Source organism: Paenibacillus sp. FSL R7-0345, assembly GCF_038595055.1.
Lineage (GTDB): Bacteria > Bacillota > Bacilli > Paenibacillales > Paenibacillaceae > Paenibacillus_AQ.
The window spans coordinates 1,026,486-1,048,072 of the sequence record NZ_CP152002.1 but is presented as its reverse complement, the minus strand read 5'-3'; the positions used below and the strand labels follow the sequence as shown (position 1 = coordinate 1,048,072).

The 21,587-nt window shown below is 54.4% G+C and carries 15 protein-coding genes; 3 read left to right on the top strand and 12 right to left on the bottom strand.

Annotation, left to right across the window (positions count from 1 at the left end; all coding sequences use genetic code 11):
* Positions 1 to 35: 35 nt before the first annotated feature.
* The 5 genes from NST84_RS04420 to NST84_RS04400 all read right to left on the bottom strand — a co-directional run bounded on the left by NST84_RS04420 (position 36) and on the right by NST84_RS04400 (position 10,317).
* Positions 36 to 671 carry a beta-mannanase gene (locus NST84_RS04420; protein WP_342564428.1) on the bottom strand — a complete coding sequence of 212 codons (636 nt, stop codon included), beginning with the start codon at positions 669 to 671 and terminating at the stop codon, positions 36 to 38.
* 45 nt (positions 672 to 716) lie between these two features.
* Entirely contained in the window at positions 717 to 1,994 is a 1,278-nt protein-coding gene (locus NST84_RS04415) for a vWA domain-containing protein (protein WP_342564427.1), read from the bottom strand.
* 695 nt (positions 1,995 to 2,689) lie between these two features.
* On the bottom strand, positions 2,690 to 5,158 hold the full coding sequence (locus NST84_RS04410; protein ID WP_342564426.1) for a transcription initiation factor TFIID: 2,469 nt from the start codon (positions 5,156 to 5,158) through the stop codon (positions 2,690 to 2,692).
* 4 nt (positions 5,159 to 5,162) lie between these two features.
* Positions 5,163 to 8,552 (bottom strand): tubulin-like doman-containing protein, encoded by a 3,390-nt coding sequence (locus NST84_RS04405; protein ID WP_342564425.1) that lies wholly within the window; start codon positions 8,550 to 8,552, stop codon positions 5,163 to 5,165.
* A gap of 13 nt (positions 8,553 to 8,565) precedes the next feature.
* Positions 8,566 to 10,317 carry a vWA domain-containing protein gene (locus NST84_RS04400; RefSeq protein WP_342566345.1) on the bottom strand — a complete coding sequence of 584 codons (1,752 nt, stop codon included), beginning with the start codon at positions 10,315 to 10,317 and terminating at the stop codon, positions 8,566 to 8,568.
* A gap of 221 nt (positions 10,318 to 10,538) precedes the next feature.
* On the opposite strand from NST84_RS04400, the gene NST84_RS04395 reads away from it, so the two are divergent.
* From NST84_RS04395 to NST84_RS04385, 3 genes are read left to right on the top strand one after another with little or no spacing between them, the layout of a single operon-like run.
* Complete coding sequence (locus tag NST84_RS04395) at positions 10,539 to 10,691, top strand: hypothetical protein (protein WP_342564424.1); 153 nt, start codon at positions 10,539 to 10,541, stop codon at positions 10,689 to 10,691.
* The gene (locus tag NST84_RS04390) at positions 10,684 to 11,607 is read left to right on the top strand and encodes a hypothetical protein (protein ID WP_342564423.1); all 924 of its coding nucleotides are present in this window, start codon (positions 10,684 to 10,686) and stop codon (positions 11,605 to 11,607) included. The genes NST84_RS04395 and NST84_RS04390 overlap by 8 nt, the downstream gene beginning before the upstream one ends.
* Positions 11,608 to 11,665: 58 nt before the next feature.
* Positions 11,666 to 13,588 (top strand): hypothetical protein, encoded by a 1,923-nt coding sequence (locus NST84_RS04385; protein WP_342564422.1) that lies wholly within the window; start codon positions 11,666 to 11,668, stop codon positions 13,586 to 13,588.
* A gap of 575 nt (positions 13,589 to 14,163) precedes the next feature.
* On the opposite strand, the gene NST84_RS04380 is transcribed toward NST84_RS04385, so the two are convergent.
* The 7 genes from NST84_RS04380 to helD form a co-directional block, all read right to left on the bottom strand.
* Positions 14,164 to 14,493, bottom strand: a complete 330-nt coding sequence (locus NST84_RS04380) for a hypothetical protein (protein ID WP_342564421.1) — start codon at positions 14,491 to 14,493, stop codon at positions 14,164 to 14,166.
* A gap of 79 nt (positions 14,494 to 14,572) precedes the next feature.
* Positions 14,573 to 15,712 (bottom strand): 3-dehydroquinate synthase, encoded by a 1,140-nt coding sequence (aroB, locus tag NST84_RS04375; RefSeq protein WP_342564420.1) that lies wholly within the window; start codon positions 15,710 to 15,712, stop codon positions 14,573 to 14,575.
* Between the two features lie 54 nt (positions 15,713 to 15,766).
* Positions 15,767 to 16,747, bottom strand: a complete 981-nt coding sequence (locus NST84_RS04370; protein ID WP_342564419.1) for a phosphotransferase — start codon at positions 16,745 to 16,747, stop codon at positions 15,767 to 15,769.
* A 189-nt stretch (positions 16,748 to 16,936) separates the two neighbouring features.
* Entirely contained in the window at positions 16,937 to 17,692 is a 756-nt protein-coding gene (locus NST84_RS04365) for a WecB/TagA/CpsF family glycosyltransferase (RefSeq protein WP_342564418.1), read from the bottom strand.
* A 3-nt stretch (positions 17,693 to 17,695) separates the two neighbouring features.
* Positions 17,696 to 18,187, bottom strand: coding sequence for an NUDIX hydrolase (locus NST84_RS04360; RefSeq protein WP_342564417.1), 492 nt, complete (start codon positions 18,185 to 18,187; stop codon positions 17,696 to 17,698).
* 267 nt (positions 18,188 to 18,454) lie between these two features.
* Positions 18,455 to 19,006: a GNAT family N-acetyltransferase gene (locus NST84_RS04355; protein ID WP_342564416.1), complete on the bottom strand. Its 552-nt coding sequence runs from the start codon at positions 19,004 to 19,006 to the stop codon at positions 18,455 to 18,457.
* Between the two features lie 97 nt (positions 19,007 to 19,103).
* Positions 19,104 to 21,533 carry an RNA polymerase recycling motor HelD gene (gene helD / locus NST84_RS04350; RefSeq protein ID WP_342564415.1) on the bottom strand — a complete coding sequence of 810 codons (2,430 nt, stop codon included), beginning with the start codon at positions 21,531 to 21,533 and terminating at the stop codon, positions 19,104 to 19,106.
* Positions 21,534 to 21,587 lie beyond the last annotated feature (54 nt).

The window sequence follows — 21,587 nt, the reverse complement described above, 5'->3', positions numbered from 1 at the left end:
TCTTCGTTGTCTGAGCGTTACTTTCTGTTGGTCACTTATTCCGGTACCAGCTCGTAATACTGTCCGTATTTACGCCCATCGGTGAAAAAAATCCGCACAAAATCCTCTTTGCCGATCTCGATTGGCGGCAGTATGTTCCGTCCGGCGGCAAAATCCTGCACAAACGGGAATAGCACGCCGTCCTCCCGGGAAGCCGGGTACCCGCCTCTCTTTTTGACATAGCAGAGTACATCCTTCGGCACCGGCACTTCAGCGGTAATCGTCATATGTACTGTTTTTTGCTTGGCAAATATCGCTTTTTTGTGCTGGATGGAAAAATAAATTCTCGCCTTGCCGGCGCTGACTGTAATCCGGTTTGAGCCGTCCGGCTGCCTGATAAGCAGCGTCTCGCCATTTTCGTTGATCCGTGCATATACGGTATAAACCACCAGTCCGATGTCTTCCATCCGGTCCCGGTATCCGTTGTTCGCTTTGTATTCCTCACGGGTGTACAGCTTCATGCCGGAAGGCGGAAGCTCCCCGCGGTCCAGCCCCTCTGCTGTTTCTTTGTGGATGCAGACCGCCTGCACGCCGTCCGGCCAGCGCCATCTCAGCGTACAAAACCGGTCCTCTACCCGGGCAGTTACTTCACTGATTGCCGGTGCAGAGGGATTTACTTCGGCGTACCTCATGACTGTCTACTCCCTTCACATTAACATTTGCTGTGCTGCCGGGCTCTAAAAGCCCTTGCTGTTCCTGTTTCTGCGTGGGGAATGGAATTCACCCGATGCCGGCGCTGCAGCCGCTGCATCTCTTCTCCCGCGGCGGGTCAGACGTCCTTCACCAACCGGTACCACATAAGTAAAGAGTGACAGAATAGCTGCCAGCAACAGAACTGCGCTTAGCCGGATCAATGCATCGCTGAACGACTGGCCGCTAAGCCCGAATTCGAGAATCAGACCGGCGCAGAGACCGGCTACCCAGCCGCCGATGCCGAAGCTTTTGGCCAGATGACGGTTGTCGAACACAACGCCAAGCCCGATACCAAGTGCGGTGCCGATCAGTATCAGTGCCAGAATCCGCACAACAGCATAATAAGGGCTGTCTGCTGTCGCATCGCTGCGCTCAGTCAGCAGGGTACGGTCGCCCAGCCGGTCATAGATCTGCTGGAACACTTCACCCAGGCGTCCTGCATCGGTAACATCGTAGTATTGCCCGCCTGTTGCCGTAGCAATATCCTGCAGCAGAAGCGGGCCGGACTGGTCATCCAGCGCAAGCCCGATGGTGTTGACGGCGATTCCCCGGCTTTTATATTCATTCAGCTCAGTAGCTGTGTTAAATTCGCTGAAGCCGTCGGACAGCAGGATAACCATGGCTCCCCGGCCGGCTTCTCCATCACTGCTGATCACATTCATAGCCTCGGTCAGAGCACCGCTGATGTTCGTGCCGCCTTCGGTTGTCTGCAGATTGCGAATGACCTCCGATACCTTGGTACGGCTTTCGGTATTTTCAAGTGAAATCAGCGGCTGTACCACCGCAGCCTCCTGACTGAAGGTGACTACAGCCACCTGATTATCTTTGTCCATCTGCTGTACCAGCGCTTCGGCTGCGGTATATCGGCTGTTGGCCGGATCGCTCTGCTGCATGCTGCCGGAGTCATCGATGACCATAACGACATTTTTGACCGCTTTAATGCCGCCAAAATTCAGCTCGTATACAAACTCCATCAGTGTGCCGAGACCAAACAGCATGACTACCACTAGCGGCAGCAGCTTCCATGACAGTCCCAGATAACGCTGCTTCCACGACAGCCCGTTCAGCCGCGGCGAGATCATCTCAGCCAGCAGTGCACCGACCAGGATGCCAAATGCTACAATGGCAAAATAAAGGCCGACAATAATAATCGACGGCAGATCATACGGCCTGCGGCCAAGCAGCAGCTCCCCGAGCACATACGCCACTCCGCCGCCAAGCAGGCTGAAACACAATAAGAGCAGATTGATTTTCCGCTGCATCCATCCTCATCCTTTCAGAAACAAACTAATATTTATACTCATACTGCTGCCGGAGCACAGCCAGCCTGTAATCCTCGTGGACGTGTGTTCCCTGGCGAAATAGGCGGCGGAAAAACTCCCTTGCTGCTCACAGCTGGCGAATCAACTGGAATGAGAAGCATTTTTGCCTCTCATTCGGGCTGTTTGCCCGCATCGGCCGAATTGAAGGGCACTTTTGCCCTTCATTTGGACCGTTAGCTCCCATCGGGCGAATTCAAGGGCATTTTTGCCCTTCATTTGAGCCGTTTGCTCCCATCGGCCGAATTCAAGGGCATTTTTGCCTCTCATTCGGGCCGTTTGCCTGCATTGGCTGAAATCAAAGGCATTTTTGCCTTTCATCTGAGCTGTTTACCAGCATTCGATGATTTCAGAGGCGGGAATACGTGCTATGCTAATACGCTTTATACTTAATACTATAGACACTTACTTACCTAACCTAGCACCTCAGTAACTCAGCACCTTAGCTCCTTAGCACCCTAGCACCTTAGCACCCTAGCACCTTGGCACCTTAACATCTCAGCACCTAGCATCTTAGTTACCTTAGCTCCGCAGCACATCAGCACCTAGTTCATCAACTCCTAAGCACCTCAGCCCCCTCAGTTCTCCTAGTATTTTATTAATATTATTACCACACTTTAACCTCCGGCACTCCTTGCTTACCTAAGCTCAGGCAACTGCTCCTCATCTACACCGTGCAGCCTATAACCGTTCTGTACATAGGTTTCGTAGTATACCTTGCCGTTGCGGTAATAGAGCAGGTCCTCCAGATGGAAGCCGCCCATCAGGTTAAGCTTCTCGACTCCGCTCCGGCGCTGCTCGTGGACAACGCCCAGGCGGTAGATCCTGGTTGTTCCGTCTGCATTCAGTGCGTACCGCAGAAATTCGGAGCCGCTGTCGCCGAAGAAATATTTTTCCTCATGGCGGTGCTCCTGCGTGTATTCGAACAGGCGGACGTTGATCGCCGCGCTGTCTTCAAGACCCAGATAGAGCTGCTTGAACAGCTCCTCCCTGGACACAATCTCCCGGTTCTCGTACGCCGCTGCAACATTGGCCCGCCGCAGCAGCTCTTCTTCGAAGGGAAGGGTGAACGCCCCCGCTGTCAGCAGCTCTCTCTGGCATACGTCGATCAGGCGGCGGACAACAGCCGCTCCGCCCTGGCGCAGCAGCTCCGAGATGCTGCCCATGAAACGGTCGCTGAAGAAAATGCCCGCCCCACGCCGGGTCTCAATGTCCAGCATGACCTCGGCGGTCACAGTGCGGTAGTATTCCATGATATTCTGGTCTACTGCTTCGCCGGACCGCCCAATGCTTGCCAGCGCAAGGCTGCGCAGCTCTTCTTCCAGCGCCTGCATCGTCTGCACTTTGGCTCTGCTCTCGGCATGCAGCTGTTCCAGTGCAGCATCATAGCGGAGCGCAATGTCCAGCTCCAGCTTCAGCCTGAGAATCTCGTATTTCCTACTATATATACTCTCAAACAAATAATGAATGAAATTGCGCACGGTCCGCTTGTCCAGCAGCGGCACCCGCTGGAACGGCTGGCGCTCCACGCTCTGCGCGTAGAACTGCTCCAGCTCCTCCTCGGCGCCCGCCAGCGCCGAGCGCAAACCATTCATGTGCTGACGCAGCGCGTTCAGCACACTGCCCCCGGCCTCGCCCTGCTCGGCCGTCCACTCCGCCAGCTGGTAGAACGTCACCGGCGGAGTTGCCTGCTCCTGAGCCGCCAGTACGGTGGCCCACTCGCGCGCAGGGTCAAGGGCCGCAGCACGCGCAGCGGAACCATCCGCAAAGTTGCTGCGGAAATACGCCTCGCCGCCGTCGCCGAACAGCAAAGCTTCCGCCTCGCGCAGCGAGAGCGGCTTCAGCTCGCTGTAGGACGGACGGCCGTGGCTCATCAGACCGGTCATTTCGGCGATGCCCGCCTCATCGGGCAGTAAACCCGCAGCACGCTCGCGCAGTGCCTCCGGCGTCAGGCCAAGCAGCGCCTGGCGGTCGCGCAGGCTCCAGCCGCCGCCGGTCTGCAGCTTCGCGGCCAGAACATGAAAAGCATGGTACAGCACCGCCATGGCAATCGGCTTGCTCGGCCTGCGCACCGCCGAGAATCCGGCGGAGGCATAGCCCTGCCGGCCGGTACTGCCGCGGATGCCGCTTTTGAACGTCATATTGTTGTAGCCGCCGTGACCGGAAGCCTGATCGGAAGAAGGACGCACCCGGTTCTTGAGCAGACTGATGTGCGCAATAATCTCATAGTTATCCTCCATGCCGTTCACCGGGCTCATCCCCCGCTCATTTTTATCCGAGAGCAGGTAAACCAGATCAAACAGGGCGGAAGGGCCGTGGGACACAGGAATAGATAATCCGTCCTCCGTAACGAGGAGCGGCGCTTTAAACGTATAGTCCGGCAGCTGCATTCCGTCCAGCTCACGCAGAAAAGCCAGCCCGGCCGAGCTGGAATATCCGAAGTTATCCCCCTGCTCCCGCTCGTTGATCAACGTGTACAGGTCAGTCTGCACCGATTTGAACGACTGGCTAAGCACCGCCCGGGCCAGCAGGGCAACCTCCGGCAGCAGCACATTAAGCGGGTCATCGACCCGCGTAATGATAGTGAGATGGATTACGTCAAAAGAAGAATACAGCCGTCCATAGTCTGCTATGCTGTTGGTGATCCGCCGGAGCGTCCGGTTCATCCCCGCCAGATAACGGCCGTCCTCATGAAATTCCCGGTAGACGTCCTTGCGCACTGTACGGGGATCACGCCCTGCCGCATCCGGCAGGGCCATCGTCATCACCCGTTCCCGGCTGCCGCCGGCGGACTGCTGCTCTTTATGATCCCGGCCCGCACTGCCAGACGGCTGCTGTTCTTTATGCTCCCAATCTGTACTCCCAGACGGCCGCTGCTCTTTACTATCCCGGCCTGCGCCGGCATGCAGCGCCAGCACTCCTGCGGCATTATCCCATTTCCGCTCACAGCGCATAAGCACCGGCTCAATCGCTGCCGATACCTTGTCACCAAGGAACAGAAACAGGGCGGGGTAATGGATGCTGCTGCGTCCATCCCCCTTGCTGTGCAGCGCCTCTTCCTGCGCCGCATATCGTTCTGCATAGACCAGTGCTTCTGTTCTAATCATAGGCTTACTTCAGCTTTCTGCGGATGCTGGCCAGCTTGCCGGTCAGACTCTTGTAGAAGCCGTACATTTCATCGCCGTCGGCATGCTCTACCCGCTCATATTCCAGACTGTCACGCGCTTCCAGGAAGGAGACATACAGCCCTTCCAGCTTATAGAGCAGCGGGGTTACATCTTCAGCTGCGGTCATTTCTCCGGAACGGCGGGCCGCTTTGCGCAGCAGCACACTGCGGCTCTTCTCATCCAGCGCACGGAAATGACGGTATACGGCATATTCCACATAGCTGCGTTCCTTCATTAAATTAGCGAACGGCTCCCAGGCATCTTCTTCCTCGTCGCGGTCGTAGACGTAAAGTGCACCTTTTTTGACAATGGTGTCGGTGTAGAGGGCTTCAATGAACTGGTCCAGCCATTTATCTTCATCAAGGTACTGACGCAGCAGCGCATCCAGCTCGGCAGCCTTGGCTGCCAGTGAATCATATTTAACCAGCTCTTCACGCACACGGGCAATCAGCTGCGGCGAACGGATCAGGTTTTCCTGAGCCATCTCTTTGTTAATGCTGCCGAAAATATCCTTCACGCTTTCGCGCTCCAGTCCGTTCTCGCGCAGCGACCGCAGCTCATCAGCCGCCTTCTTCACTTCACCAAGGTTCGGACGGGAAGACCCAAGCTGCAGATCATAGCCGCTCAGCAGCTTATCGATATCAAACGGTTTGGTGAATATCACCGAGTAGCGGCTGCTCGTATTTTCATCCAGACCTTTTTCGATAATAACCCCGGACGCCAACGCCCGCTCAAAATCAGCCCGGACTCTGGCATTGTACTCACGCACACGGGCATTCATATAGGTATCGCCCCAGGACTTCTCTGGAATCGGAGACGGCAGATAGGTCCAGTTGTTCTTGTCGGTCATCACCAGATGGCGGCCGATCCCTTCCTTATCCAGGATGGTGCGTTCGTAGTTTTCTTCATATACTCTTAGCGGAGTATAGACAAAGAGCGGCACGCCGTTCCGGGTGTTAAGCCAGAAAATCCGGTTCTTAACCTCGCTCTCTTTAATCGTAAACTGCGATTTGCCGAGCGCATTGTTCTGGTAATTCCGGATCCCCTTCAGGATACCCGGTGCTTTAACCGGCACGGAGACGAAGCCCCATGACGGGAAGTGCAGGCTGCCCGAGCTGTTGCTGAGATGGAAAATCGGCACTGCATCCTCATCCAGCCTTCCGGCAATAATCCGCTCCACAAATTTGTCCAGCGGCTCCTCGCGGCCGTACTTCATCACAAGGAAGTCTTCCATCGAACGGGTAATCAGATCGCCGAACTTGTCGGTCAGGAACTCGGAAATCGAACGGACGATATCAATCTCCTGCTCTCTCACCCAGCGGCCGGAATGCTTCAGCATTTCGCGGGCAAAATCACGGATCAGGTCGTCGCCGTCCTTCTGGTCCATCAGCTTGGAGATGTTCGCCGCAATATCCGGCACATTGACGATATTCCAGTAGTAGGTTTTGTTGCCGCGGTGGTCGGTCTGCTCATCACCGTTCAGCAGAATATTGCCGTTCTTCTCAAAAATCGTGCTGAGCGCGCTCAGAATCTCCGTAAACACCCCGTAAATCCGGCTGTTCTCTTCATTCAGCAGCTCAAACAGATCCTCGTAGAACTGAATCATCTGCTCCGTACGCTCCACATCGGCATGCAGCCAGTACTCATTGATTTTGGCTTCGATATAGGCATTCTTCTTCTTCTCTTTGGATACAAAAGCGCTCCGCGCATCGCCCAGCTTCTCCTCCGCACTGTCCTGAGCCGTCTCGATATCACGCGGCAGACGCAGCAGGCTCTCGCGCAGCGCTTCGATATAGGACTGGATCAGCTTCAGAATGCAGAAGCCCTTCTCGGTATAGAGCAGGCGGGACACATAGAACGGACCCTGCTCCGGATGCAGGAAAATCCGCTCCAGCTCCTCGCCGAACCGTCCGGTGATTTCGCCCGGCAGCTGTTTCTTCGCCTTGATATATTCCTCGCGCGCACGGGACAGGAAGCTCTGTTCGAGCTCAGTATCCATGTCGACAACCTGGTTCTTGATGACATTGGCGTGGCTCAGCCGCTCGCTGTTCTGATAGCCCGGCAGCGGTTCTGGTACGCGGGATTCAAAGGTTTTGATCATCGTATCGAGGTCGATGCCCAGCTTGCGGGCAAATTTCTCGACATCCTCCTGGCCCGGAGCCTGCTGGAACATCTTGTCCATTTTATCGAACAGGCGGTAGGCCAGATAGGTGGTCATCTCCTCAATCGGCAGCACGGCCGATGAAGCCCCGATAATGTTGTACTGATAGTTGGCCGGATACGTTTTGTTCATCTGGGCAATGTTCGTGTTGATGTTGCTGATATAGTCATGGATGGCGAATTCCTCGCCGGAGGCTTTTTCCTCGCTGGCCATAAAGTTCGTGATATTCTCCGCTGTTACGTTCATGCAGTAGTCGTAAGCATTCTCCAGCAGCTTGCCTTCGGTATTCGTTGCGGAGATCAGATGGCAAAGGTTAAACGGCGGCAACGGCGAATTAACCGTCAAAATATTGCCGTACTGCTGGCGGAACCGCTCACCCCGGCTATCCACGTTCATCCAGTAATCCAGCTCTTTGAGCGCAGCATAACCGTTCTTGCGGATATACTCGCGGGTGTGCTCGCTCAGACTTTTGTTGGACAGATTGACATCCGGTGTGAACAGGTAGCCTAGGGTGTTAACCCGGTCGATGCCTGCCGCGCCATAGTCACGTTCAATAATCCCGCGCACAATATAAGCGATATCGAGAAAAGAACCGCTGCCTGTACCGCCGGAAAGGCCGGTAAGCAGAAATACCATCAGCTTTTTGTTAGTGCCGACGGACAGTGTCTTAATCTTCTTGTCGATCGCACCGACGACCTGGTTGATCTTGGTGAACAGCAGCAGGCGTCCGGCCTGGCGCACACCGGCAGCCCCGTTCATGCCATCGGTGATACTCAGCTCCGGCGACAGCCATTCCGTGATATACGGATCGAGGATGCTTCTGTTTTGCAGCAGGCCGCCGATTTCCGCGTTCGCCAGCAGCACGAATTCGTTCTGCGGATCAAGGCCGATGCCTTTGTATTTTTTGCCGCGGTCCTGTTCGTTCGTTTCAAAAGCCAGAAACTCCACATTGTCCGGCTTATCGCGCTTCTTCTTGGAAATCGGGTCCTCAGGCAGCTTAAAGCGGCGGTTAATCTGGTATTTCAGGCGCAGCAGGGCATCTATCCCCGTGCCCCCCAGGCCGATGATCAGAATCGGGTTATCAATCGTATCTACTCTGATCTTGTCGCTGACGATTCCCCCGCCAAGCGATACGTCAAGCTGCTGAATATGCTCTCTTACTACCGGTTTCATAGGTTCTCCCCCTCTATATTAAAAACTCCAACAGAATGGTCTTGTCTACTGTCTGCAGCGGTACCGAAACGCGGTCCCCGCTCTTTAGCTCCAGCCCGCGCGAGGCGTCAGCCGCCCGTCCGGATCTTTCTACTGTGATGCCTTCGCTGCTGCGCAGGAGCAGCCGGTCATTTTTGCCCGGTGTGAATACAACCTTCTCGCTCTCCTTCAGTTCAGGAGCCAGCTGGAGCAGCTGATGAAGCGTGAATTTGCCGCGGAAGCCGGACAGCTTCTTATACTGCGGATACGTCTTTTCACCTGTGTTGCCGTCCAGCACCTCTACAACCATCTGACCGACAAAGCCGCGGTTCGCCTGCTTGCGCAGCATCCATACCGCAGCCGCCGCGATGAGCAGCAGGAGTATGCCGCCGATGATAAAGTACAGGGTGTTCGAGGACTCTTTTTCCTGAAGCGGCTCTTCCCCGGTTGTTCCGCTGCCGGTTGCAGGCGCCGTGCTTACAGCCCCCGTCTTGGCATCGATCTTGAGCACATCACTTTCACGGTAAAAGCTGCTCTCCTCCGCGCGGACCTTGAGCTCATAGTTATGACTCTCTTTAATTTTAAAAGCGCCCTTAAATTCCGCCCCGGAATTGTCCAGCGGGATTTCCTCCACAGTCCCTGTATCAAGGTCCGTAGCGAGCAGCACAGCATTCATATCTTGATATAAATTGCTGAGTGTTACCTGAGCACCGTTGCTGTACAGATGGGAGATGATGTCGATGGTGTCGCCCTTCTTGTACGCTGCTGACGGCAGCGCATCGATCTTGAGCTCGAGATCATAGTTGAATACGAGATTGATGTCGATTTTGTCCTTGGGAACGCCCTTCACCTGCAGCTTCCAGTCCCCCTGCTCCGGCGACAGCAGCTTGATCAGGCTATAAGTGGACGACTTGGACAGCAGCACATCATCTGACGGGATCGCGACTTCCTTGCCCGACGGATCGGTCAGCTTCGCGGTTACCGGCTGTGCAGACATAATCGAAATGTTCGCTTCCAGCACGCTGCTGTTCGGAACGTTGACCGTAACCTCCTGGAAGCTGCCGTCTGCCGTGATCGACTGGACCGGAACAATCTTCAGCTTCAGATGGCTGGCAAAAATCTCGCTCAGAATCTGCGGCAGATCGTCCGCGGAGTTCGTTGTAAACGATTTGCCGCCTGTATCATCAGACAGCCCGGCCAGAATGTCTTTATTCAGCTTGCCATCAGCATTGAGCCCTATAGTATAAACCGGGTAGCCCTTCTGCTTGGCAGCGTCTACTGCAGCGGACAGCTCCTTGTCAGACTGGCTTTGGGTCCGGCCGCTGGCCTCGTCGAGGTCATTGTTGCCGTCAGCCAGCATGACGATCATTGGCTCATGGCTTGGATCACTGCCGTTCTGCAGCACTTTAACCGCTTCTTCCATACCGACAGCAATGTCCGTGTAAGGTCCGCGGTTCAGCCCGTCGATGAAATCCTTCAGGTCCTGCTTGTCATCAGCCGAGCCGATTTCAAGCAAAGCCTTTTCGCGTTGTACCTTGTCGGTGTAGGCTACGATTCCCACCTTGTCACCCTGCGTCGACAGCATATCTATAAACATCTTCATCGCCTCGCCGGCGATATTACTCTTGTCACTCTTATTCATGGAGTTGCTGACATCGATCAGCAGCACCGCATCAATCCGGGACGGGCCGGCCGCTGATACAGCCGGGGCTGCCGAAGCCCGAAGTGTTGCAAAGGGTGATGTCATGAGGCACAAAATCAGCAGCAGTGCCGGGATCAGCCTCTGCAGCATATTCTTGGTTGTTCTGGGGCAAAGCTGTGTACGAAGCATAAAGATGGCTCCTCTTGTGTTATATTCGGTAATAGGGACGTTGCGGCACTTAGCTAAAATCTGTCAATAGCATGCCATTATGATATAATTAAACATTGTAAACTTCAACTTTACGCCTGCATGAAAGGGAGAGTTCCATGATTTCATACGTCATACTCGGCATTGCGTTTCTTTATGCCGTCATTCAAATTTCACTGTATGCCTCAAGGCGGCGCAAGCCGCTTACCCGTGATGATATCGATGAGCGTCTGCTCGCCGCACTGAATGGAGGGACTTCATCCCGTGACTAAGAAAAGACCTGTCACCTTCCGGCCGTTCAAGGCTCCGCGCTACACCTACAGCAAGCTGCGGATCTGCCGGCACTGCGGCAATTATACCGCGCTCGGCGAAGAACGCTGTCTCAAATGCGGCCGCGCCGCGCTCAGACCGGTTGAGCAGCAGGCCGCATCGCTGGCCGGGCGCAAAATGCAGACCCGCCTGCTGCTTGTCGTGCTGCTCACACTGGCGGCAGTCTACTTTGGCCAGAGCCTGCAGCAGATGGCGCTCAGCGGCGCCGGTGGAGCTGTGCTGACCGCAGCTCTCTACTATATGCAGCGGAAAGTCCGGCAGAATGAAAATCTCGTCTCCCTCAACGAGCTGTTAGGCCGGAATATCGACCGCATCCGGGAAGGGCTGGAGCTGAACCGCCAGGAGGCCGTTGCTGTATTACGTGAAGATGATGTGCTGGCCTATGAGAAGCTGCGCGAAATCTCCATCCTGCTGCGCGGTGACCGGATCGCCCGCCAGCGTGTTGCCCTGCTGCACGGCTTCCAGCTGCGCAAGGATATGAATCTGGAGCTGGAGCAGCTGCTGCTGCGAGATTTCGAGCCGCTGCTTGCCGAATATATCGGCGAGATTGCCCGGGTCCGGCCCGAGCTGATTAAGGACCGCACGCTCCGCTATGTCAAAAATTATGAGGCGCAAATTCTTGAAATGGATAAGGGCAGAGACATTCTGGCCGGCGTTGCCGGAGCGTCCGTACGCCTCAAGCGTTATGTGCTGCTCTATTCCGGAATGATCGGAAGATATATCCACGAGCTGCCCAAGGACCGCTTTCTGCGCTTATCCAGGCTGATCTCCGCCAGCCCGTATGAGGCCTGGAACGGACTGGACCAGAAGGTAGCCGAAGTCAGGGAAGCGAAATACCGCTGGGACCCCGATTTTTGAATAGCGTGCCGGAGATTTCAGGCAGGCTTTATTTTCGAAAAAAAGGGGCTACTATACTATGACGTTCAAACAAGCCATAACCCTGCGGAATATTATGATCATTCTGTGTATATGTATGTTGGGGCTGCTCGGCTCAAAGGTGCTGTTGATCGGGGACAAGATCCGCGTGGTGCAGGAGGCTGAGCAGATGTATACCGCCGGGGATCTGATTGCCGCCGAGCGGCTGTACCGCCAGGCGGCGGATAATTTTTCTATCCATTATAAAGAGGAACAAATTGCCGGACGGCTCACGGAGCTGGCGCCGATTACGGCAATCCGCAGCAGCCTTGATACACTGGTCCGCACATCTGCGGATCAGCTCGTTACGAAGGATTTCGCCGGCTTCATGGAGAGCTACGCTTCTCTGCTCAGCCTGAAGGCCAAATATTTCATCAGCGGCGGACCGTATGAAGCCTTTTACCGCCAGCTCTCGGAGGAGTCGGGCATTTCCGTGCAGCTGACGGAGGGATTCCGGCAGTTCAAGGAACAGTTCCTGGCCGAGCTTGCAGCCGGCGGCAGTGGCGGAGATACGGGCGAGACGTATAAATGGAACCTCCTGCTGATTCCGGATGCTTATTATGGAGGAGCAGACGACAAGACGGCGCTGCTGGCAGCTGAGTTTGAAGCACATGATATCGCCGGGCTTAAGGCTCTGGCGGCAGCCGGCAGCTTTCAGCCCATGCTCGACAGTGCCTTATCCATGGCTCAGGCTTACAGCAGTCACAGTTATACAGCTCCATGGGTACAGGAGCAGGCCGAGGAAAGCGCGCAGCTTATCCTCGACAAAGATCTTGATGGAGATAACGTACCAGCTTTTGCAGGTCATGCTGTGATGTACAGTAATTACGCTGCATCGGCCGGACTTGATGCCGACTCGTCCAAGCTGCTGGCCTCCATTAAGCGCAGCACGTCAAAGCTGTTGTCCAGCGCTGCCCGGCTTGTACGGAACGGGCAGTTCGCTGAGGCAATTCAGCTGTACAGCAGCCTCACTACGCTGCAGGATACTTCGGCAGACATTGCTGCAGCGCAGCTGGCCTGGAACATCGCCGAGCCCGTCCGGCTGCTGCCGGGCGGTGATGAGACAGGGAAATATACTTTGGTCACTTCTGTTTCCGGGCAGGATGGAGCTAAAATCGCCGTAGCCGGGATAGATACCAGCGGCCGGTTGTATTATGCCGATCTGCAAGAAGATGGAATCATCTCTACGCGCACAGGCGACATTATCCCGGACTTCGCGCGGCTGAGCGGCATTTCCTTTGCCGGCCAGCTGGCTGCTGTGGCCGAAGTGCCTGTTGTGGTAGCCGAGGCAAGCCTGGATGACGGCCGCACCGCTTACACCGGTTATCAGATCAAGCCTGAGGGTATTTCCGTGCTGTTCTCCTTTTCCGGTGACAGCTATGAGCTACAGGCTGAGGACGCCTCAATTCTGGTCGCTAATGCAGATACTGGCAACGGCGTGTCCGGTGAGATTGGGGTGTACACTTTAAGCAACGGCAGCTATCAGTTCACCGGAATTCGCCCGGTAGTGACAGAGCCGCTTTTTATCTCCGCTTACGATCTGGAGCTTCACCAATATGAGAACGTTAAGCTGAGTGTTGACATCTATAGGGACAATAACGGCCGGAGTGTCGGCCTCTCTGACGGACGTTACCTTTCCCTGCAAGGCGGAGCTGGTTCTGCTACAGGATCTGCTGTAGTCACCGGCCAGTACCAGGGCGGCTATGATTATGTGCAGACGGAAACCGGAGAGCAGTATGTCCCCGTATTCGTGGTTGACTCGCTCGAGAGTGCCGGGTCAAACGATGCAGATGCGGGCACAGACATGAATACGGACTTCCACCAGAATATGAACCCGGGTGCAGAGGGTGAACTGAATCTGACGCCGGAGGACACAGGTGCGGAGACAGGTACCAACGCCAATGAAGAGGCTGGCTCAAATTAAACAGTATCAGCCATACACAATCACCGGTAAAAAACATACAACAACTGCTTGCTTCGGGTATTCCTCCTTCAGAGGCATACCGAATGACAGCCGGTAAACCATACAGAGCAGCGAGCCTCAGACTTCCGTTTACCTGAGGACCACTGCTCTGTTTGTTGGCGGATGATAGTTGATTGGGTGATGCTGTCACAAACCCCGCGTCCCCGAGAGGCCTGGAAACTCCTAACGGACACAGATGACGTAAAATGCCGGTTTGGCAGTGGTTTTTCCTTTTAACGGACTCAGAAATCCTTATTTAAGCCAACAATCCGAGTTTTGCACGAATAGATGGACAATAAGGGCTGCGGAGTCCGTTAGAATTGTGCTATACCTCAAATCAGGCAAATAACGTCATCTCAGTCCGTTAGATCGGCAGCAGGCCTCTTCTTGTCCGCCAAACAGCTAATTATACACCGCGGTATCCTTCGTATTCATCCTGTTTACTCTTTCCGCAGGAAAAAATCCGCCTCTCACCAATCCGCAGTCTCCGCGTAATCCAGCCTGTTCCCGCTTACCTGATTACTCCAAAAACTTCATTACCCTGCCGAGCCGGCCATATCCGCTTTTTTCCTGCGGCTTAACAGCCGTTTATGACGCTTCTGCGTATACAGTATTTCCGAGGCTGCGGATAGGGTATTCTTGACCTCACCCAGCACCTCTTTCGTCTCCTGCACACAGACCTTCATCCGGCCAAGCTCCGATTTCACACCGTCCGTCCGGCTTTTCGCCTCGTCCAGTGTTTCCTGTACATTTGCTTTTACTTCGTCTACCGGCTTTTTGAGACGGTCTACCGACTGCTTCACACCATCCAGTGACTGTTTTAGACCGTCGATGCTGTTCTTAAATTCCTTAATCGGGTTACCCATTTCAATCGCCTCCTGCTTATCCTTTACTATTACTTACCCCGATAAGCTGAGATGCTTTCACCGGATAATGGGAGGCCCGTTACCCCCGCAGTTCCTGCAGCAGTGCCGTAATCGTGTCCTCTGCCACCGGAACAGAATAGGAGCCGTCCGCAAACCTCTTCATCGCTCCGATTCCATCCTGGAAAACAAAACGGATTTGTCCGCTGCGCACCTTCTTGTCCGTGTACATTTTGTCCACCAGCATCGGGTTCGTAATGGAAGCCGGCACCTCTGTCGGCAGGCCCGCTCTCCGCAGCAGGGCTTCGACCCGGTCGGCCTCATCACAGGTCATATAACCGAGCTTCACTCCGAGTCTTGCCTGGATTACGAGTCCCACGGCTATAGCTTCTCCATGCAGCAGCGCATACCCGCTGACCGCTTCCAGCGCCCTTCCGGCTGTATGGCCGAGGTTCAGAATCTGCCGCAGGTTGCTTTCATGCTCGTCCTGCTGAACCACCTCATATTTGATCCGGCAGTTGTGCAAGGCAATCTGTTCACAGGTCTCAGGATCAAGGATCAGCTCACCGTCCGGCGTAACGACTTTGCCGATATTTTCCTCCAGATAACGGAAAAATCCGGCATCGGCCAGACAGGCATGCTTAATCGTCTCTGCGAGACCGCTCCGGAACTCACGCACCGGCAGTGTATGCCAGGCGGCAAGATCAACGTACACCTTGCGCGGCTGATGGAATACGCCGATCAGATTCGTGGCGACCGGGGTGTTTACGCCGGTTTTGCCGCCGACCGATGCGTCGGCTGCTGCCAGCAGCGTAGTCGCATAGTTCAGGCTCGGCACCCCGCGGCCGAATGTGCCGGCCAAAAAACCGGCCAGATCCGTTACTGCACCGCCGCCGACGGCGATAATGCAGCAGTCCCGCCCGTAGGAGCGGCTCAGCAGCTCATCTTCCAGCCGCGCTTTGGTCTCGCGGGTCTTGGATTTCTCGCCGGCCGGAAAGGCAAACAGCTCTGCCGCAAAGCCATGCTGCCGCAGCAGCTCAAGCAGCGGACGCCCGTACAGCCGCTCAACGGAAGAATCTGTAATCACAGCGTACTTGCTTACGCCGGGGACAAGTCCCTGCTGCAGGTCGCGGATGAGCGACGGGAACAGCTTTTCACCGATTTCAATGGCATAAGAGTGATCGACTACCTTTTTCAGTACAACCTCGAAACTCCGGGACATAACTTCTCCTCCTTTTTCCTTCAGTAACAACGCAGCGCATATGCAACAGCCCCTTTAACTATAAAGCGGAGCCGTCACCATCTTCATATATTTGACCAAATCCGTTCTGGCCTGTTCGTTCTGCTGCCATACTTCCAGATTCCAGCACATAAACCGCAGGCCAAGGTAACGGGAAGCCGCCCGGAACAGCTCTGCAAAATGCTGCTGCGGTATATGACAGCCTAAGGTGTTAAGATGTCTCCGGTATTCCTCTGCCTGCTGCAAAGTCTCGCAGCGCATGGGAATATCCATGAACAGCGAGCCATAGCGGGCTTCTTCCCAGTCAATGAAACGAATCTTATCATTGTTATAAACCAGAACATTGCCCGGATTCAGATCATTATGAACCATTGTATAGGTGTCTGTATCGTAGATTACCGGCACCATGTCCTCCACAATCCGCCCGGCAATTCTCTCAATTCCCGTAAGAGTCTCCGGCCCGAAGGTTTCGGCAAAGGCCGGATTCTGTTTGGCGTGTTCCCAGGCCATTTTCCAATTTTCATTAATCATTACTGCAATGTAGGCCTCATTCACCGGCGGCAGCCAAGGCAGATCGCATTTGCAGCCTAAATTAACATGATGAATATAAGCCAGCGCCTCGATCTCCTTACGCTGAAGCGCGGGAATATCCAGTCTGCTGTAATCTGTCCTGTAGTCTATATCCTCAATGCACAGCAGGCTGCGCCCTTCATGCAGCGGCTGGCCCGAGAGGCTGAACGGAACCTTGGCCCCCTGCGAATAGAGTCTGGAAAGTGCCGAACGTTCCACAAAAGTAGCCTGCTTCGTTATTAGCGAGATCTCCTCTTTTTCAGCTGCTCCGCCCTGTATTCCTGTCGCGGGCTGCAGCCAGACTTTATTACGCATCAGCTCTACAGCCTGTGACCCCATTTTCATCGGCGTACTCTCGATATCCAGGACTTCAGCTTCGGGCGAGATAAAGCAATAAACGGTATCCTTAATCAGGTCAATCCTTCTGCTGCTGTCGATCAATTCCATATGGCACTCATTCCTTAATTATGATGGGCTTACAGTTACACTTACTGGTTCCGGCTGTCAAACCGGATAACAGGATTTTGATAGCTGATTTCAGCCTGGATCTGATCGTCTTCATTTATAAAGAACATTGTCTTGCTGCCAATAATCTCTTATTCTCTGAAGCTTGTTTTTATCTTTCAATGTATCATTTCAATTCCCTTTCCGGATCATCGTCCGATAGACGAATTTGGGCAGCGCAGCCTGTCTGCGCCAGCGGGACTTCTGGCCTTTGGCTACCGGAGCGAAAAGCAAGCGGTGGGCCCACTCCAGATTGAGCTTTTTCCAGATCGGCGGAGCCGGCTTCACTTTTCCCGAGATAACATCCAGACTGCCGCCGACTCCAAAAGCAAGCTTCCCTCCCGTAAGCCCATGACGGTGCTTATGCAGCCACTTGTCTGAATAAGGTGCCCCCATAGCCAGAATCAGAACATCCGGCTTGCTTCTCTGAATCTCTGCTATAATCCCCGGCTCGTCCTCAGTGCTGAAAAATCCGTGATGCCTGCCGGCAAGCTTCACCTGCGGATATCTGACGTTAATCTGCTCCACCGCCTGAAGGCTTGTCTCTTCATCCGTCCCCAGAAAATAAAAGCTCCAGCCCTGCCTATTTCCCTGTTCAAGCAGCCGGAGCAGCAGATCATAGCCGGTGACACGTTCCGGGACAGGTTCGCCTTTTCTTTTGGCAGCCAGCACAATCCCGATGCCATCGGGCACGACCAGATCTGCACGAAGGATAATCTCCTGCAGCAGCTGATCAGATTGGCTCGCCAGCGTAATCTCCGGATTGGCTGTAATCAGATGAAACAGTCCGGAGCGCTCCTTGTCAATCTGCTCAGCCAGATATACCACCGTCTCGTCAAGCGTCAGCCTGGAAAACGGCACACCCAGAATCGATACACAACCGTTCATCCCTTACTCCTCCCAATCATCCAGTATGCTCCAGCTCACCGCAGGCTCCCCCTGCAGCGAATGCATGGTGCCCATATAAATGTGATTATTATGTATTCCTGTTTCAAAATAATGCTGTAGCACTGCGCTTGTTGACGCCGTTATATGAGCGCCGTCAAGTCTGCCGGTATCCTTCCACAGCAGCTCACCTTCTTCACCGGAAGCAATACGGCTTCCAGGTGCAACAATGCCCATGAATATGTATTGTATGCGGATCTCCTGTCCGGCCTTGAGCCGGTTAACGATGTACCTGAGCGTCAATCCGCCTAGATCCTGCTCCGCCAGTCCCGTTTCTTCCTCAATTTCCCTTAAGCAGGCCCGCTGCGGATCACTAAATTCCCCGTCCTCAATATGCCCTCCAACAGGAACCAAATGTCCGCCGAGAAATCGGCTGTTGGCCTTTTTTTGCAGAAGCAGTATCTCTTTATCTTCATTAAACAAAAAAGCTGCCGCCATCTGCCTGAGCCGCATGCATAGATCACTCACTTTCCCGGATACGAACACACAGGAAAATTATACCACGACCTCCCCCTGCGGATAAGCTAAAAAAGCTACACCCAGATAAAGTATTCGTAAACGGATGCACAGCCGGGCGGATTTCCCCGTCTCCACCGTTCAGCTTCCACCAGACGGGCAGGCACAAAAAAACACCCCCGCTTCAGGCGGCAGGAGTGTCACATTATTACTCAGGGATGTCTTTCTAAATACGTTGTCATATTTGAATTATTCCCTGTTCAGCACAAACATCTTTTCACCATTACAATCTGCGAAATCGCCGCCTAGCCCTTCAAGCACATGTTCAAACGTGAAGCCCAGCTTGCCAAGAACCTTGACCGAAGCTGTATTCCGCGGGTCCGCCTTGGCGTATAACCGGTCCAGCCCGATCGTCCCGAACGCATACGCCGCCATTGCCGCAGCCGCTTCAGCAGCAAAACCCCGGCCCCAATACTGGCGGCCAATCAGGTAATACAGCTCTTTGTCAGGAGCGCTAAAATCGAGTGTGCCTACACCGCACCAGCCGACAAAGGTCCCGGAATTTTTTTCACGGATTCCAAATGAATATTTAAAATCCCCGTCAAAAGGGGTATTGTAGCTGCTGATCAGCCAATCGAACACACCCTGATACTCCTCCCGGGAAAAGACATCCATATGCATATACGTCAGCACTTCCGGGTTCTGCATAAGCTCAAACGATTCCTGCAGATCGCTGTGGGTATACGGACGGATGATGAGACGCTCCGTTTCCAGGTGCATTTCTGATAAAGCTTTTATCATAGTGTGGTCCTCCAGATGGTTTGAAATAAGCATAACCTGGAGCAGGGGCGTGCAGCAACGCAGACTTTAATTATAATTGAGTTGGGCCGATCACCCTTCAGCTTTTTGCATTATATAAAGTCTCGTCAATGCCCAAGATGTATGGCGTCCAGTCCCCTGCCGTATAGAGCATCAGCTGGTGCATCGCGCGCGTACATGCCGTATAAAAAAGCTTCCGCTCGCTCTCCCGGTGATACACCTGCGCAGAAGCATCGTAGATCAGCACGGCGTCGAACTCGACACCTTTGGCGAGATAGACGGGGAGGACCAGTATGCCTTTTTCAAAAGTGAGCGTCTCTTTCGTAACAAGCCTCAACTCCTCACAGCCTTCTGACGAGAGTGCATTATAGGCTTCACGGCTTTCGGCGGCTGTTTTGGTAATGACAGCGATGGAATCCAGGCCTTCTGCCCGGAGTGCTGCGATATCCGCTTTAATACGTACCGCACGCTCACCTGCACTGCCCAGCTTCGTTAGGCAAGGCTCCGCGCCGTTTCGCTCAAAGGGGACGATCTCCTGCTCAGGCAGCAGCGATTTAGTGAACTCCACGATCTGGCGGGTGGAACGGTAGCTGCGGACAAGAGTGATCAAAGAGGTCTCTTCTTCACCGTAAAGCCCGGTTAATGACGAATCGTTGGCGGCCAAATTGGTCGCCTGCGGAAAAACCGCCTGCCCGAAATCGCCGAGCACCGTCATCCGCGCCCTTGGAAACAGCTGCTTTAGGAACGCATACTGGAAAGGCGAGTAATCCTGGCCCTCATCTATAAAGAGATGTCTGACGATGGTATTTGTCCGGGTCCCCTCAATGAGCTCTTTCAGGTACAGATACGGGGTTGCATCCTCGTAGAACAGCTCAGAACGGTCCAGCTTTTCCTTTGTCTGCCCGCAAATCTCCGGCCATAGCTCCGGTACAGCCGCAGCATCGGTCATTTGCCGGTAACTATCCGCATTGTCCGTAAACAATTGGCCGTAAAGCCCGGTTACATCAATAAATTTCAGGCGTCTGACCTCCCGGCGCAGCGGCTTGAAGCTCTCCTTCACGATCAGGCGCAGCAGCAGCCCCTCCTCCTGCTCGGCATAGTCGAATACATTCTCCTCACCCTGCTCTTTTCCGCGCAGCTCGCCGTAGATTTCCTCGTATTGCTCAGCAAAATCGAAGACTGCCGACTGCCGCTGCACTTTTTTGAGCAGGGTGCTGTAGGCTTCGGCATATTGCTCCGTGTCGAGATAATCCAGCTCATCCCGGGCCCAGTCTGCTTCCAGTTCCTTTACTTCAAGCGCCGCCAGCTCCCGCAGCAGCCAATCCCGCAGCAAAACGATCCGGTTAGCCAGGCGGATGGAAGGAGCATAGCTGTAAAACTGCGATTTTATCCGTGCTGCCGTAATCAGCTCACGGTCCCGGAAGCGGATGCTGCGGAATAACATCCCCTCCGTTCCCAGCCACAGCGCATAATTCCGGAGCGCCTGCAAAAAATCACCGGAGGCCTTATATTTCATTCCGCTCATCCGCGCCTCAAACCCGGATTCCGTCTCCGGACTCATCGCATATTCGATCTGCCCGAACGAGTCCTCCAGCCGGAACTCCGCACCCAGCCAGTACTCCAGATATTCCTGAAAGGTGGTCTGCTGCATATTTTCCTCCCCGAGCTCGGGAAGAACAGTGGCCACGTAGCTGTTAAACATCGGATTCGGCGAAAAAAGCACAATCTGATCCGCACTTATCCGTCCCCGGTGCTTATACAGCAGGTAGGCTACCCGCTGCAGCGCTGCGGAGGTTTTGCCGCTGCCAGCTGCTCCTTGCACGATGAGCATGCGGCTTTTGTCATCACGGATAATGGTGTTCTGTTCCTTCTGGATCGTCGCCACAATGCTTCTCATCTGTGAATCAGCACCTTTGCCAAGCACCTGCTGCAGCAGCTCGTCGCCGATAGTCAGGCTAGTATCAAATACATTCTGAAGCTCGCCGCTGCGGATCTGATACTGCCGCTTCAGCGTCATCATACCTGCTATTTCTCCGCCTGGTGTCTCATAAGCTGCGGCTCCCGGGGAATGATCGTAATACATGCTTGCAACAGGGGTCCGCCAGTCATAGACCAGAAAGTCCAGGCCGTCTTCAGTAGCAAAAGAAGCTACGCCGATATAAATTTGCTCACCGTGCCCCTGCCCTTCCTCTTGAAAATCAATGCGCCCGAAGTATGGGGACGGCAGCAGCCGCTTCATGCTTTTATAACGCTGCATCCGAACCCGGTGGCTGCGCTCCCGCTCAGACAGCAGCGCCTCCTGCTGCTTGATGCTGTAAAAGGTCTCTTCAAAGTCCTCATCAGTACTGGTATTAACCGTAACTTCCTCCCAGAACCGCTTGCGGATCTCCGTTACCTGCTCATGCAGTCCGGCTACTTCCGGTTCAAGCCCGGCAACCGCTGCCTGCAGCTCTTCCGTTACCAAATCCAGCCGTTCCTGCTCCTGCCGCCAATCGTCCGCATTAATCATCCGCTGAACACGCTCCTTTTTAATCTGGTCACCCTTCTGCAAAAAATCAGGTTT